The organism is Scytonema sp. NUACC21 (assembly GCF_054684315.1).
Map to the genome: position 1 here is coordinate 57,204 of NZ_BAAFZH010000083.1, position 15,070 is coordinate 72,273.

Below are 15,070 nucleotides of genomic sequence, written 5' to 3' on the forward strand. Positions count from 1 at the left end.
TTTAGTTGGGTTTACGAAATCAATTTAACTTACACTGTAGCACAAGTATTAGGCAAAGTTATTAAAGCAAAGATCTAATGAGCGTAACTAGCTACCGACGAATCGTTATTGGGGACGTGCATGGTCACTACGAGGGTTTGATGACTTTGTTAGATGCGATCGCCCCCCTATCTGAGGATAAAATTTACTTTCTTGGTGACTTAATTGACCGGGGTCCAAAAAGCGCACAAGTCGTAGATTTCGTGAAAGATAATCGCTACGAGTGCCTGTTGGGCAATCACGAGCAAATGCTATTAAATATTCTGACTAACGGCAGTTCTACCTCAATACTACAAGCATGGTTGTGCGGTGGTGGGCAAGCAACGGTAGCCAGTTACAAAGAAGCCACAATACCAGAAGACCATGTGGAATGGCTCAAATCTTTACCCACATATATAGACTTGGGAGATATTTTATTGGCTCATGCTGGTGTCGATCCCTCAATCCCCCTAGTAGAACAAACTGCCGATCAGATTTGCTGGGTGCGAGACAAGTTTCACAGCATGGAAAAACCTTATTTTCCGAATAAGTTAATTATCGTCGGTCATACAATCACCTTCACTCTACCCGATGTCATCCCCGGTGAGCTAGCGCAAGGACAAGGGTGGTTGGATATCGATACAGGGGCTTATCATCCCCGAAGTGGTTGGCTGACGGGGCTGGATGTGACAAACCAACTGGTCTATCAAGTCAACGTCCTCAACAACAGTCTCCGTATCTTACCATTGTCGGATGCGGTGACCATTATCGATCCAGGCAAAATCGACGCTGGACGATGCCACAGGCGACGAGCATAGTCATTAGTCAAGAATCCTTGACTAATGACCCATGAGTCACGACTAACGTAATAATGTTTTAATATTTGCCCGATAAGCAGCACTATCCAAACCAGCATTTCCATTGCTAGGTTCAGCTTTTATAGCATTTTCAAGAGCCTTGATGCGAGCGCTCGTTGCGGGGTGAGTGCTCAAAAAAGAGGGAGTACCAGAACCCTGTTTCAGAAGTTTTTGCATAAAAGAAACCATGCCTGATGGGGCATAGCCACTGCGTGTTAAAGTTCTCAATCCTCGTTTGTCGGCATCATATTCATCTTCACGGCTGCGCGGACGGTTCAGGGCTAAGTCTACACCAATCGCCACTGCTTGAGAGCGATCTAACCCAGTTGCTGATGCCAAACCACCTGCAATTGCTCTTTGCCGCATCTGTTTTACCAAGTGCTTTCCACCTATATGACCAATTTCATGAGCTATAACGCTAGCCAGTTCTGCTTCATTGTCTGAAGCTTTTAGCAACCCCGTGTTAACGTATACAAACCCTCCTGTAGTGGCAAAAGCATTAATACTGTCATCCTCAACAACTTGAAAGGTGAAAGGAAGATCGGAGCGATCGCTGTTAGCAGCCAGCCTTCTTCCAATTTGCTCCACATAATCATTGATTGCGGAATTACGGCTTAGCCTCACTTCACGGCTTAACTGTTGATTCATCTGCTTGCCAAGCTCAACCTCTTGACGGGGAGATATGTTAGAAAGCTGAATAACTTGTACGCCTTGTATAAGGGTGGGTAACCAACGGTCAATCCCAGCCCAAGTTTTAGCTGGTGTAGTCAGGCACAAAGCCAAAGCAACTGCTAAGGAAATTAACGGATAAAACCAAGTACGTCGAAAATAACGAGAGTTTGTAGAAAAGCGGTTCCTATTCATAACGATCCGGTTTTAAGAAATTTTTGGTAGAAGTAAAACTATGTGACGAATTTCCCTTCTTATGAGTTGCATTCTGAACTCATTACCAAAATATGTCGTGTTGACCGTAAGGCAACCGTACAGTTATAAATGCCGAATTGGAAGAAATCGTCTACCATAGCAGCAACTTAAAACAGCAAAAAGACCTTCCCAACTTTAGAAGTTGTGATACACTGTCGCATGACCACAGCACCCAATGACTTTTCGTGCTGCGAAATAGGTAAAAGTGCTGCATTTTCACTAAAATATACTGCTACCATTATCAGAAAAAACTTGTTATGGCTATTTTAGATTCCAAAGGTCGTTTATTTGGTAAAATTAGCATCCTTGATTTCGGTGCTTTACTCGTGATTCTGCTCGTTGTCTTCGGCATCTTTTTGTTCCCTGGCGGTTCTGGTTCCGTTGCCCAAGTAGGTAGTCAAGCAGTACCCATCGAAGTAGACTTAGTTGTTCGGGGATTAAATGTACGCGACCCCGAACAGTTATACTCAAAAGGGTTTGAAAAAGGCGGTAAAACTAAAGTAATTATCCGAAACCAACCCTACGGAACGATTGATATTAAATCAGTTCAACTCCTTCCTAGAACCCTCATGGTTCCTCAACCTGATGGTTCTGTAAAAGAATTGCCAGATACAAGGTCTAACAACTTTAGCACTGATATGCTTTTGACCGTACAAGGCAAAGCCAAAGTCACCGAAGAGGGACCAGTGTTAGGTAACAGTAAAGTCAAAATTGGGATGCCCATTGAATTAGACGGCTTCAACTACAATTTTAACGCCAGTGTCATTGATGTCAGACTCAAGGATAAATAAGTTAACGCGGGTCTGTCAGCGGTTAGTGGTTAGGAGTTAGTAGCTACTAATCACCAACTACTAACCACTAACTAATTATGAACCTAAAATTTATCAAAACTATTGTCATTTCCTTAATATGTCTTCTTAATAGCTGCACCCTTGTTAAGGCAGAAAATCAGTGGACACCGCAAATGGAAAAGGAATTTCAGTTGCGGTCAAAACAAGTCCTAACAAAACTTTCAGGAAGTAACTACGGCACAACATCTTTTGAAAGTGAAAAAAAATCCTATCCCAAGGCAATGATTGATTTTCTTGCCGGAAACCGAGAGAAAGCAATTTCCTTCTTACAATCAGAAGATGCAGATACCAAAAGTCACGCTCACACTTTAGGAATTGACTTCTACTCTGGCTTCACCCTCAAAGGTCAGCTTCGCAAATACTTCTACTTCGGCAAATATCTTGAGCCATCCTACCGCCACCGGATGAAACAGGCGATGCAGGTTTGGACAGAGGTAGACCCTCTCACGCGGCGTTTTCCCAACCGACAGCAGTTTTGGGCAAAGGATAACTGCGATACCTGGGTGGACTGTCGCAACACAGATAATTTAAAAGCAATGCGTGAAATTTCCGCGTACTTGTTTGCCGAAGAAACAGGAAACGAAGCAACACGCAAAATTTACAAAGAACGTATCAGACGAAATGTTCGTACCCTCTACCAAATAGGTCAGGGCGAATGGGATTCAGAAAACTACTTGGGACATGCCATCACAACCTATGTCAATCTTTACGACTTTGCCAAAGACCCGGAGATGAAATCTCTGGCAAAATCTGCATTGGATTGGTACATAACCTCTGGGGCGTTGAAATATTGGCGGGGTGGATTTGGTGGTCCTTCCAAGCGCGATTACAGCCAGGGCAACTGTGTGTGGTGTTCTCTTGCAACCCATGAATTAGGTTTGTATTTTGGTGATTCACCTCTTGCAGACCCCAATCCCTCCCCTGACTTGGTACATTTGATAACGAGCAGTTATCGCCCACCTTCGGCAGTTGTTGCCTTGGCAAGGAAGCAATTTCAAAAGCCACTCGAATTACTCAATTCCAAACCTACATACGAGAATTGGAAACCGGGCGGTGACGTTGCACCTGAATTTCACGAAACTCTATATTTCGGAAACACTTTCCAAATAGGGACATTAGCCCAAGGTTCTGGCGGAGATTGGAACGGTTTCAAGATGATGGCATTCAATTCTAAGCGTGGTGTTGATTATTTTATAGCCGCAACGGGAACAGATCCCACTCAAATCTCTTCTTCATCCATTGGTAGCAACACCATTGCCCAGTACCGTAATTTAATTATTTGGCTCAACGATAAACCCAAGGCACCATTTCAATTTTTTCTACCTAAGTCTGCCAAGGTCGAAAGCAAGGGCGGCGTGACTTTTATCCGCTACGAAAAAACTTGGTTGGCATTGACACCCATTCATTTAAATCTTGAAGGCATAAACAGTTCAGCTACCGAGAAAATTCGCGAGAAGTATCCTGAAGAACAAATCTTAACAGCGGTAGGTAGTGACACAATTATCAGCGGATTTGCTTTAGAAATAGGAGAGAAAGAAACTCACGGAGATTGGCATCAGTTTCAGCAGTCTGTACTTAAGAAAACCCGCCTCAACCTAAGTCAAATTAGCGATAAAACTATTGAGTATCAAGGTGTTTTGGGAAAAGTGAAACTTCAACATCAAGGTCAAGGATTACCAAAAGTTTGGCGAAATGGAATTTTTCATGACTGGCGCAATCATTACGCTGTTTACCAAAATGCTCAAGGCAGCAAAACACCAATTTACCAAGGCTGGAAACAAGGCAAACTTGAAGTAAGGATAAAGGATTAAGGATGAAGGATGAAGAATCGTAGGTTGGGTTGAGGAACGAAACCCAACAGAATCATTCCCTGGTTGCTGGTTGCAGAACGAAACCCAACAGAATCATTCCCTGGTTGCGGAACGAAACCCAACAAAACCATTCCCTGGTTGCGGAACGAAACTAAATTCCATCAATCAATTACGAATCTTATATACATCTATCAATCTATTTTTTATCCTTTACCCTTCATCCTTCATCCTTGTAAAATCTATACACTAAGTGACTTATAAAGATTTGTATTTTTTTCTACTCGTAAAGATTTTTCAACACATGAATATCATTATAACAACTTAGTTACTGGTAATATATCGTACTGAAGGGTGAATCCTTGTAGTAACTATTTGTGTTAGGCTATCAGAAACATTACTGATATGCTTGAGCGTGATGGACAGTGCAATTGCTTGTTGGAATTATTTAGTAGCTGTAGTTTCAGATTGCACGCTACTTGTGGGTGAACTAGCTTTTGTACCTACTGTTCAACGCAGGTCAGAAGAGAAAATGACTGGGTGAAGTCTGAAGGATGAACAAAAAAGTGTAGCAGAAAAAAATAAAGTCTAAGGGTTGAAAGACTTCATCCTTTATACTTGAAAATTTTGTCTTGATTTCATACTTCATACTTCACACTTTATTCTCTAAATGACATTCTATGTAATTAATAATCTAACTGTTCTCTAGATAATGACAAGGCGGGGTGTTGTGGTAAAGCAAGCTAGTCTTGCCTCGGATCGACAGCCGAGTGTTGAAGACCATAAATTTACTATTAGCGACTTTGATTTCCCAAATCAAATCGCATTTGCGGCTTCACGCGACCAGACAAAGCCAGCAGTGAAGGATAGAGTAGCTGATGTGCCTACGTGTATTTATTTAAATTTGGAGGATTTGAGATGTTTTGAAGTTGTGGATAACCAGTACGAGGAGTGGGGTGTCACATTTAGCAATTGTATAGCAATACAGCCTTCAAATCCAGCATTTCCTACTCATTCTGGGTTGATGGTGTTGATGGGAGCGCCTAAGAGTGGATTGTTAGAAGCAACATTTTTGCGTCCCGTCCACTTTGTTAGCGCCTTTGTCACAAGTTCACAGCGGCTGTTGCTTTCAGCATACGATCGCGATGGTCAACTGCTCACTCAAACAATACTACCAGGTGCTAATCTTGCCAATTCTGATTCCATTGTGCCTCCCAACACCCTATTATCTGTCTCAGCAACCGACATTTACCGTGTTACCTTTTGCGCTTTTGATGGTCAATTCACCATTGATGATTTCAGTTTTTGTTATTAGTTAGTAGTTAGTAGTTAGTAGCTTTCCACTAACCACTAACCACTAACCACTAACTCCTTCTATATAACCTTCCATGTTGAACCTGCACCACGGGACGGTTGCATCTGCGTACTAACTGTTCATCGTGAGTTGTCACAATAACCGTTGCTCCAAAAGAGTTTAATTTTTGAAGAATCTGCATGACTTGCCAAGAATTATCGGGATCGAGGTTCCCAGTAGGCTCATCAGCTAAGATAATTGGTGGTGTTCCTACTATGGCTCGTGCAATACTAACCCGTTGTTGCTCACCTCCAGAAAGTTGATCGGGAAAGCAGTCTGCTTTAGAAAGTAAACCTACCAATTTCAAAGTAGGTTCCAAACGCCGTTGAATTTCCTTGCGAGTGTACCCCTGAGCCTGTAAGACGACTGTGACATTTTCCGCAACTGTTCTCTGGGGAATCAATTTGTAATCTTGAAACACAACGCCGATACGCCGCCGAATCACAGATAGGCGATCGCCGCGCAAACTCGTTATGTTACAATCATCTACAATCACTTGTCCCTGTGTTGGTATCTCATCTCCATACAGCAGTTTCAAAAGAGTGGATTTTCCAGAACCACTAGCTCCTGTAATAAATAAAAACTCTCCCTTTTTGACTTCCAAATTCACGTCTACAAGAGCGTGACAGCCGTTAGCATAGGTTTTTGAAACAGACCGTAATTGTACTACGACTGCAGCATTGTTATTAGGAAGTTCAGTTTTGCTGTCTTGAATGCGAACCGATTGGTCAGTAGTTTCTTGTATTGTTACAGCAGTTTTCATTTGGCTCAAACACTCCTCACATCACATTTGGATGGCACTTTATTTCTCGTACCAGGGACTAAATTTATGAAGCCGTAAAGGATTCATAAAGAAGACAATAGAAGTCAGTACAAAATAAGTATTCCCAGGTTTTGCCTGGGAATATCACAATAAAAAACGTAAATTTTTTGTGAGTGGTGAGTGGTGAGGGGTCAGTAGACGGGTGCAAGATAAGAGCGCCCCTACTAACTACTAACTCCAACTTGTGAGTGAAAAAACCTGTAAACAAAAGCTTTGATGGCAAACTCAGGCAAAGCTAACATTCGTCGCCAGCGCCAAGGTTCTTGATAAAGTCGATACAGCCATTCTAGGTTGTTATTTCCCAACCAGGCGGGGGCGCGAGTTTTCAAACCCGACCAAATATCAAAACTGCCGCCAACACCAATCCATACGGCATTGGGACACAAATGGCGGTTCTGAGTAATCCATAACTCTTGACGTGGCACTCCCAAACCAACAAAAATCAGCTGTGGCTGTAATTGGGTGAGAGTTTGTCGCAACTTTTCTTCTTCTTCTTTTGAATGAAAACCGGAATGGGTGCCGACTAAATTCAAATTTGGAATTTTAGAAATCCAAAACTCTGAAGCTTTTGCGGCTACCCCTGGTGCTCCGCCATAGAAAAAGACTTTTGCATCAGAGTTACGTTTTCCAAGTTCTAATAACAGTGTTTCTGCAAGTTCGATACCTGGAATTCTTTGAACATTTTGCCGCAACAGCCATTGTAAATAAAGAACTACCCCTGCGCCATCAGGAATGACTAACTCAGCATCCTGAATAACTTTAGCGAGGGCGGAATTTCGCTCTGCCTGCATAGTCATTTCTGCATTGAGCGTTACCACATGAGTTCCCATACCCTGTTGCAGGCGTTCTAGCAACCAGTTTGGATAGTTAGTCATCACATGAACTGGTAGCCCTAATATTGAAAACGCTTTGTTGCGTTCAGACATAGCTTATTTTATGAGAGCTTCATTTGCAAATTATATAGAACAATAGCTTAGCTAGTTATTTCCGCGAGCTTAGCGCCCGAGTTTTAAAACTAAAGATAGAGTCTTTAGGAGGAGCAGTGCTTGCGAAACACAACTTTAACCTATTTCCGCAAGAATTTTCCTCTTGTCCGGAAAATTCATGAGAGAAAGCCAGTACTTGTAGGTAAGGGAGGCTTGTATCTTGCACTTGTAAGTGGGAACCTCAGGTGGGGAGTGGCTACCTGACGAAATAGTGGGCTGACGAATGCCTGTAAACTACCCACACTGACCTTGCGCCATCTCACCAGGGTGCGGGAGTATAAGAGAAATTTTGATAGAATTCTTGCGTAACTGGGAATAGCTTGCCTCTCATGCTAGCCTACTGGAAAGACTTCCAAATGTCTTTTGGGTGTCATCTGTAAACTGCATCTTTTAAGACTTTTTAGTACACTCAATTTTACAGTGAAAAGTTTAAGGGCGGGAATTGACATGGCTAAAATTCGTGTTGCTTTGATTGAGGATCACGATCTAACCCGTGTGGGGATTAGGACAGCACTACTGCAAAAAGAGGAAATTGAAATTGTAGGGGAAGCCAACAATGCCACTGAGGGTCTCAAAATGTTAAAAACATTACAACCCGATATTGCTATTGTAGATATAGGTTTACCAGATAAAGACGGTATTGAGTTAACAAAAGAGGTGAAATCTACCGAAAATGGGGGACAGTTAGCAACAAAGGTATTGATTTTAACGCTACAAGATAACAAAGACGCCGTGTTGGCAGCTTTTGCAGCAGGAGCTGACTCTTACTGCATGAAAGATATTAGGTTTGATAATTTGTTGGAAGCAGTTCGCGTTACTTTCAATGGTAATGCTTGGATCGACCCGGCGATCGCTCGGATTGTTTTGCAACAAGCACGGCAAAATCCACACAAGCCTGAAGTGACATTACCCGAGACTAAATCTATTGCAGTTAGCACAGAATCTGTTGATATTCAACAGGAGGAACCCATTGATGCATACACTCTGACAGAAAGGGAATTGGAAGTTTTGCAGTTGATTGTAGAAGGATGTAGCAATGCAGTGATTGCAGAAAGACTTTACATTACAGTCGGAACTGTTAAAACTCACGTTCGAAATATACTGAATAAGCTGTGTGCCGATGACCGTACCCAAGCTGCTGTTCGGGCTTTGCGTTCCGGGCTAGTCGGATAAACATAAATCCAAATTCTAAAATTTAGAGAAACTATAAATAAGTTTTATCCCCTGAGTAAAGATTGTGGCTTAGTAACACTGCCATATACTTAATTGACTTATACTTAACAGGCAGGATACTTGCTAATTATAGCTTTTTCTTTTTGAAACCTAAATTTTAGCCCTAGGGGGTTGAATTTACCATTGCTTTTGTTATGGTAGTTTTAATTACCATGTGGGAGACAAGAAATACCATCTTTGCCATGAGAATATCTGAGAATTTAAGTCGAATATGACTGATACAGAGCCAGACAAACTCAAGCTCATGATAGTAGATGATGAGCCAGATAATTTAGATTTACTCTTGCTGAAAAATGCTGCAGGACTGGATCACAATCAACTCCATGAAGTTTTTAGTGAGTGGAACACCACAGACGAACTCAATTCTTTCTTGATTGAAATTACTGCCAATATCTTCCCTTATATCGATCCAGATTCACATTTACCCCTAGTAGATTTGATTGTTGACTCTGCAGGTCAAAAGGGAACGGGACGTTGGACAGTACAAACTGCTTTGGAATTGGGCGTTGCCGTACCGACCATTATCGCCGCAGTGAATGGTCGAATTATGTCCTCCTACAGACAGGAACGGATCGCTGCCTCCAAGATTCTGACAGGACCTACGGGCAAGTATGACGGAGATACCAAAGAGTTTATCAACAAGGTACGAGATGCCCTCTATTGCTCGAAAATCTGTTCATACGCTCAGGGAATGGCTTTGCTATCCAAAGCTTCTCAAACATATAACTGGGGTTTGAAACTGGGTGAATTGGCACGCATTTGGAAGGGCGGCTGTATCATTCGTGCAGGATTTTTGAATAAGATTAAAAATGCCTTTGGCGAAAATTCAACGCTTCCCAACCTGCTATTGGCTCCTGAATTTAAGCAGACCATTCTTGACAGGCAAAATGCTTGGCGAGATGTGTTGGTAACTGCTGCGAAATTGGGTGTTCCCGTACCAGCATTCAGCGCATCTTTGGATTACTTCGATAGCTACCGTCGCGATCGCCTGCCTCAAAACCTGACTCAAGCACAACGCGATTACTTTGGAGCACACACCTACGAACGTGTGGATAAAGCCGGTGTCTTCCACACTGAATGGGTACCCATTACTGAAAAGAACGGCTAAAATGCCCTTTTCAGTTGTGTACTTGTTCTGAGGGTAGTTAGTAGTTAGTAGTTAGTAGTTAGTAGTTAGTAGTTAGTAGTTAGTGGTTAGTAGTAATGTTTGTGAACTACGATTTTCTTACTAACAACTAACCACCAACCCTTCTCCTTTTTCCCACTAAGCACTAACAACTAACCACTAACCATTCTCCTTTTTATATTTAGCTCTTAATTCTTCTAATTCCTCATCAATAGCACTTTTGCTAGAAAGCTGAGATTTTTGTGTAGGCTGAAATTGAGTATTCACATTATTAGAATTGCTACCATTGTTACCACCAAGAAACTTGGTTTTCATTTCCTGTAATTCTTTTGCAATAGGGTCAGCAGATTGGTTGACAAAAATTGATGTATGTGCATTCTGTGATGGGGTGACAGGTGTAGGTGAGATGATTGGCGCAATTTGCTGCTGTGGATTTAAATCTGAGAGAACTTCACTAACTGTTTTATAGCGTCGAGCAATAGCAGTTTCTAACATTTTGTCCAAAATTCGGCTTAACTCTTTGCTAACTGAAGTTTTTAAATACTTTTGCCAAACCCAAGCATCGTGATTGATATCATATAAGTCGAAGGGAGAGTACTGAGTGAGTAGATGAATGCAAGTCACACCTAAACTGAATATATCGCTGGCAAAAACAGCCCTTCCTCTTATTTGTTCGGGGGCAACATATTCCGGGCTACCAATACTAGTGCCAGTTTTGTTGAGGGCAGTGTAAGTGGCTTCTTTGGCAGCACCAAAATCCACTAGAACAAGATCTCCATTCCCCTTTGAAACGGAGGATCTACGCCGAATGATATTTTCTGGTTTGATATCTCTATGGATGACTTGTCTTTGGTGACAAAATTGCAACACGGGCAATAAATCATTCAGCAGTTGCCGAATTTCCGCTTCATTAAAAGCGCCTTTTGCCGCCAATTCCTGGGCTAAGTTCATCCCATCAATAAATTCTTGTACCAAATACTGCCGATCGTCTTGTGTAAAATAAGCAAGCAGTTCTGGAATTTGTGGATGTTTGCCCAATTCATCTAAGCGCATTGCTTCTTGAGTAAACAACTCAACTGCTTTTTGCACTGTACTTGTACCTTGGGCTTGGGGGTAAAATTGCTTAATCACGCAGCGCGGTTTGGATGGTTTATCCTCATCAACTGCCAAGAAGGTTCTGCCAAAACCTCCTTGCCCTATTGGTTTAATTGCACGGTAACGTTCCTTAAGGAATAGTTTGGAACCACAAGTCGGGCAAAACTTTCCATCATTCGTATTTTGGGGCTTTGGACAAAAGGGATTCAGGCAGTAGCTCATGATACAAAGAAGCCACGGTAGCGTAGCTCGCGATGCGCTTGGTTATATTATTAATTATCTTTATTTTGCCATGTCTAAACTAGTCCTGGTTGGATGACTTTTCACTGTTATTTTTTTGACTCGCCCAGGGCAATACTGTGGTAACAATTTCGTTCTTTTTTTGCTTGATATAATGCCCTATCGGCTGCTTCAATTACGGTCTGCTCGCGACGGCTTTGACAGGGAAAAGTCGTAGCAATACCAAAACTAAGAGTAATATGTTGTGCTACTTTAGAAGCAGCGTGAGGGAGATTTTGCTCTCCGATCTCTTTTTGGATAGATTGAACCACAAGTACTGATTCATCAGCGTCAGTGTCGGGTAGGATGATGATAAATTCTTCGCCGCCATAGCGTGCTACTAAATCCGCTGGACGATGTTTAACAGCACGAGAGATTGCTTGAGCTATCTGCACTAAACAAGTATCACCAGCAGGATGACCGTAGGTGTCGTTATAACACTTGAAATAATCGACATCTGCTAAAATTATGGATAAAGGAGCTTGCTGCTGTGCGAGCCTCTGCCACTCTTGTTTGAGGTAGTCGTCAAAACGGCGTCGATTGGCAATCTGAGTGAGGTCGTCTAGTGTAGCAAGGCGTTGGAGCTTCTGATTGGCTGTATAAACTTGTTGATAAAGTTTCCGAACGGTTTGATTGAGAGACTTCTCTTTTTCAGCCTGCCAGCGAAAAGTTTCTTCTGCCAGTTTCATATCAGTTACATCTACAACTAACCCATCCCAAATAACCCGTCCATCCTCAAAACGGCGGGGTGTTGAACGAAAATGCAGCCACTTGTGTTTTTTACTGGGTGTTTGTATCCGGAGTTGAATATCAAAAACTGACAAACTTCTCATCGATTCATCAGTTGCTTGTAAGAACTTTTGGTAGTCATTTTCTAGAAACTGATTGTAGAGAAGACTCGAATCCCTTGAGGCATCTTTAGCTTGAACTTCAAAAAGATTTTCTATACCTGCACTAATATAGTGAAAGCGATCGCTCCCATCTAATTCGCGGGCAATTTGGTAGATTGCACCATTAGGCAAGTTATCACCAATTGCCCGCAGCATTGCCTCACGGTCAGTGAGAGCCAGTTCTGCTTGCCTGCGTTCTGTAATTTCAGCAACCATCACCCCAACACCAAAGGGATGACTCGTTTGGTTACAGATGGGAAAGTAAGATACCAACCATGTCCGCAGTACACCTGGAAGTTTTTGAGTTTCTCCAGTTATTTCTACATTCAGCACGGGTTGACCGGTGGAGAGGACTTGTTGACTAATATCTTCTGGTGCTGGAGTCAAATTGACTAAAATATCCCACGGATACTTACCTATATGTTCTTTGGCAGAAACGCCATTGATTTCTGCCAAGGTGTCATTGACAAGAGTATACTGCATCTGACTATTAAAAATAGCAATACCTAGGGGCGAACAAGAGATAAAACTATTCAATAACTGTTGCTTTTGAGCAACCTCCATTTCCAGTGCTTTGCGTTCGGAAATGTCCACGAGATAGCCTACAATTTCAACAGGCTCGCCTATCTTGTTCCGAATTAACTTTGTTTGAGCTTGAAGCCAACGGTATTCTCCATCGGCGTGACGGAACCGATATTGATGAGAGTGATAATTTCTTTCGCAGAGCTGCGTTATTCCGCTACAGATGTGTTCAATATCTTCTGGATGGACATGACTGCTCCAAAAATCTGAGTTTTCTAAGAAGTCTTCTGACTTGTGACCAAGCAATTCGGTTACGTTTTCGCTGATGAAGGTAGCGCCATAATCCCCGTAGGGTTTACAACTGAAAATGACTGCAGGGCTACCCGTCAGTAAATATCGCAAGCGTTCGCTCATAGACCTCAGTTCTGATTGCACCCGTTCGCGATCGCGGAGTTCACATTGCAGACGCAGGTTCATTTCTGCGAGTTTAGCCGTCCGTTCCTTCACACGCCTTTCCAAAATGCAATTCATTTCCAAGAAAGCTTCTTCTGCTTGTTTGCGTCTTGTAATGTCAATTGCAGTGCTCAGTACCAATCGCCTGCCATCTGAAGTTTTACCTAAAGGAGCAGAATAAAAATCCCAAATACGCGTTTCTCCCTTACAGGTATAAATGGTACATTCCCCTTCTGCCATTCGGCAATCTAAATTGTCGAGACTCTCAAGAGTTTCCTTGACAGATTTTGGGCGTTGTCCATAAGCAAGTTCTGTCCAACGGTCAATTGTTGGGATATCTTCCGGTTGGTATCCCGTGATATCAGACAAAGCGTGATTAATTTGTAAAATTTCTCCATCTTCGGCATGAATCATAATAGGTAGTGGAGAATCCATCACAGCACGTCGGAATTGTTGTTCTGATTCCCAGAGTCTTTGCTCTGTTTTCAGACGACGAGTTTCTACGCAATCTATGGCATAAGCATTCCAACAAATAAGCATTGAGAATATAGTCATGACGATCGCGGTTTGCAATCCATGAATAAATGAATGCTTGGAAGGCTGGAGTTCTGCTGCATGCAAAGTTATCCAATTGATAGCAGGTGGAAGAGCGATCGCCCAAGGTAACAATCGTCGTGCAAGCACTCCACCCATTGAAGAGCTAGTTAAAGCCCTCATTATTCCTTGGTTTGGATGGGTCAATAAAATTCCAAGGCATAGGACGATAAACGTTACAGCTGTGTAAGGTGCCGTTGGTGTTGTGTGGACTATGAAATGATAGAAAATACTAATTTCAAACAGATAACCAAGTAGTATAACCATTGCGGTCACAAGCACGATACAGCAGAGGCTTTGATGCAACCAAACCCTCTGCCGATTTTTTTGTGACAGCAGTAAGAGGGCAATACCAGACAGGAAAAAGTTGAGCGCTGCAAGTTCTCCCATGCGCCCTAGGTGGAGAGCAGTTACTGATGATTTTCCCTGTTCAAATAGAAATTCATCAATACCAAAATCACAACCGAAAAAATACTGAATAAATGTAAGTAAGCCAATGCTTGATGTCAGTAAAGCACATCCTTGGGCAATTTGATAGAGACACCTTGGAAGTTGTTCTAGCCTCAACAATCCCAGGGATATGCCTGCTAGCAAGAAGCATAAAGCCGTGTTGGGTTTCGTCCCATAGGATACATTAGGAAAGCCCATCGTAAGTAAAGGAATGTCAAGCTGCCAACCAATCAAGACACTGCACCCCGTGAAAATAACAAAGGCTACTGCAAATTGAGAAATACGTTTATTCATTTACATAAAATTGTTTGGCTAAGGTTTTTCGGCAAATAGTAGCTTTTTTTAATGATTAGTTGTAGAAGTTAACTTCAAATCAAATAAAATAAGCAATTTTCTCTTTTTCTCTGAAGAAAGATGGTGTTATCGCTCAATTCCCTCATGATATATATTAAGAAAGGGCAATTTGATGAAAATCTATTCACTTTGTAACAAATAACAAGCAGATTTGGTGTTAAAAGCAACATATGAGAAATGTATGATTCTCATATGTTCTAAAATCTCAAAGCCCTAAATTAAAGTTGACCAAATAGGTAACTCAAGGTAAAAAGGTAAAACGTATCCTGGTGTTAGAACAAATTTACCCCACCCTAAGCCCTCCTCTTATAGAGGAGAGGGAATTTGATTTCGTGTTACCCCCCTTTATAACGGGGGTAAATCCAACTTGTACACCACCACCGTAGCTTCGCAAAGGGGAACAGAGTTAGGCGGGGGGAAAAGACATTGCAGCTTCACAAAGAAACGGTATTA

Annotated in this window: 10 protein-coding genes and 1 pseudogene; 6 read left to right on the top strand and 5 right to left on the bottom strand. The window is 42.1% G+C overall.

Annotated elements, in window-relative coordinates; genetic code table 11:
- Positions 1 to 77: 77 nt before the first annotated feature.
- Entirely contained in the window at positions 78 to 836 is a 759-nt protein-coding gene (locus ACYRY3_RS19595; RefSeq protein ID WP_460203281.1) for a metallophosphoesterase family protein, read from the top strand.
- 42 nt (positions 837 to 878) lie between these two features.
- On the opposite strand, the gene ACYRY3_RS19600 is transcribed toward ACYRY3_RS19595, so the two are convergent.
- Positions 879 to 1,739, bottom strand: coding sequence for a M48 family metallopeptidase (locus ACYRY3_RS19600; RefSeq protein WP_460203282.1), 861 nt, complete (start codon positions 1,737 to 1,739; stop codon positions 879 to 881).
- Between the two features lie 317 nt (positions 1,740 to 2,056).
- On the opposite strand from ACYRY3_RS19600, the gene ACYRY3_RS19605 reads away from it, so the two are divergent.
- The 3 genes from ACYRY3_RS19605 to ACYRY3_RS19615 all read left to right on the top strand — a co-directional run bounded on the left by ACYRY3_RS19605 (position 2,057) and on the right by ACYRY3_RS19615 (position 5,773).
- Complete coding sequence (locus ACYRY3_RS19605; protein WP_460203283.1) at positions 2,057 to 2,590, top strand: DUF4330 domain-containing protein; 534 nt, start codon at positions 2,057 to 2,059, stop codon at positions 2,588 to 2,590.
- 173 nt (positions 2,591 to 2,763) lie between these two features.
- The gene (locus ACYRY3_RS19610) at positions 2,764 to 4,461 is read left to right on the top strand and encodes a hypothetical protein (RefSeq protein ID WP_460203354.1); all 1,698 of its coding nucleotides are present in this window, start codon (positions 2,764 to 2,766) and stop codon (positions 4,459 to 4,461) included.
- Positions 4,462 to 5,170: 709 nt separating this feature from the next.
- Complete coding sequence (locus ACYRY3_RS19615) at positions 5,171 to 5,773, top strand: hypothetical protein (RefSeq protein WP_460203284.1); 603 nt, start codon at positions 5,171 to 5,173, stop codon at positions 5,771 to 5,773.
- A gap of 49 nt (positions 5,774 to 5,822) precedes the next feature.
- Here the strand turns inward: ACYRY3_RS19615 and ftsE are convergent, their stop codons facing one another.
- Together ftsE and ACYRY3_RS19625 are read right to left on the bottom strand one after the other, a co-directional pair.
- Positions 5,823 to 6,575, bottom strand: coding sequence for a cell division ATP-binding protein FtsE (ftsE, locus tag ACYRY3_RS19620; RefSeq protein WP_460203286.1), 753 nt, complete (start codon positions 6,573 to 6,575; stop codon positions 5,823 to 5,825).
- Positions 6,576 to 6,799: 224 nt separating this feature from the next.
- Positions 6,800 to 7,561, bottom strand: coding sequence for a WecB/TagA/CpsF family glycosyltransferase (locus ACYRY3_RS19625; RefSeq protein ID WP_460203287.1), 762 nt, complete (start codon positions 7,559 to 7,561; stop codon positions 6,800 to 6,802).
- 507 nt (positions 7,562 to 8,068) lie between these two features.
- Between ACYRY3_RS19625 and ACYRY3_RS19630 the strand changes: the two genes are divergently transcribed.
- Both ACYRY3_RS19630 and ACYRY3_RS19635 read left to right on the top strand, forming a co-directional pair.
- Positions 8,069 to 8,794 carry a response regulator gene (locus ACYRY3_RS19630; protein ID WP_460203288.1) on the top strand — a complete coding sequence of 242 codons (726 nt, stop codon included), beginning with the start codon at positions 8,069 to 8,071 and terminating at the stop codon, positions 8,792 to 8,794.
- A gap of 343 nt (positions 8,795 to 9,137) precedes the next feature.
- Positions 9,138 to 9,962 (top strand): annotated as a pseudogene (locus ACYRY3_RS19635) (NADP(+)-dependent, decarboxylating phosphogluconate dehydrogenase); the annotation flags it as partial.
- A 177-nt stretch (positions 9,963 to 10,139) separates the two neighbouring features.
- On the opposite strand, the gene ACYRY3_RS19640 reads toward ACYRY3_RS19635, so the two are convergent.
- On the bottom strand, positions 10,140 to 11,297 hold the full coding sequence (locus ACYRY3_RS19640) for a protein kinase domain-containing protein (RefSeq protein WP_460203289.1): 1,158 nt from the start codon (positions 11,295 to 11,297) through the stop codon (positions 10,140 to 10,142).
- Positions 11,298 to 11,404: 107 nt separating this feature from the next.
- Positions 11,405 to 14,557 carry a diguanylate cyclase domain-containing protein gene (locus ACYRY3_RS19645; RefSeq protein ID WP_460203290.1) on the bottom strand — a complete coding sequence of 1,051 codons (3,153 nt, stop codon included), beginning with the start codon at positions 14,555 to 14,557 and terminating at the stop codon, positions 11,405 to 11,407.
- Positions 14,558 to 15,070: the final 513 nt, after the last annotated feature.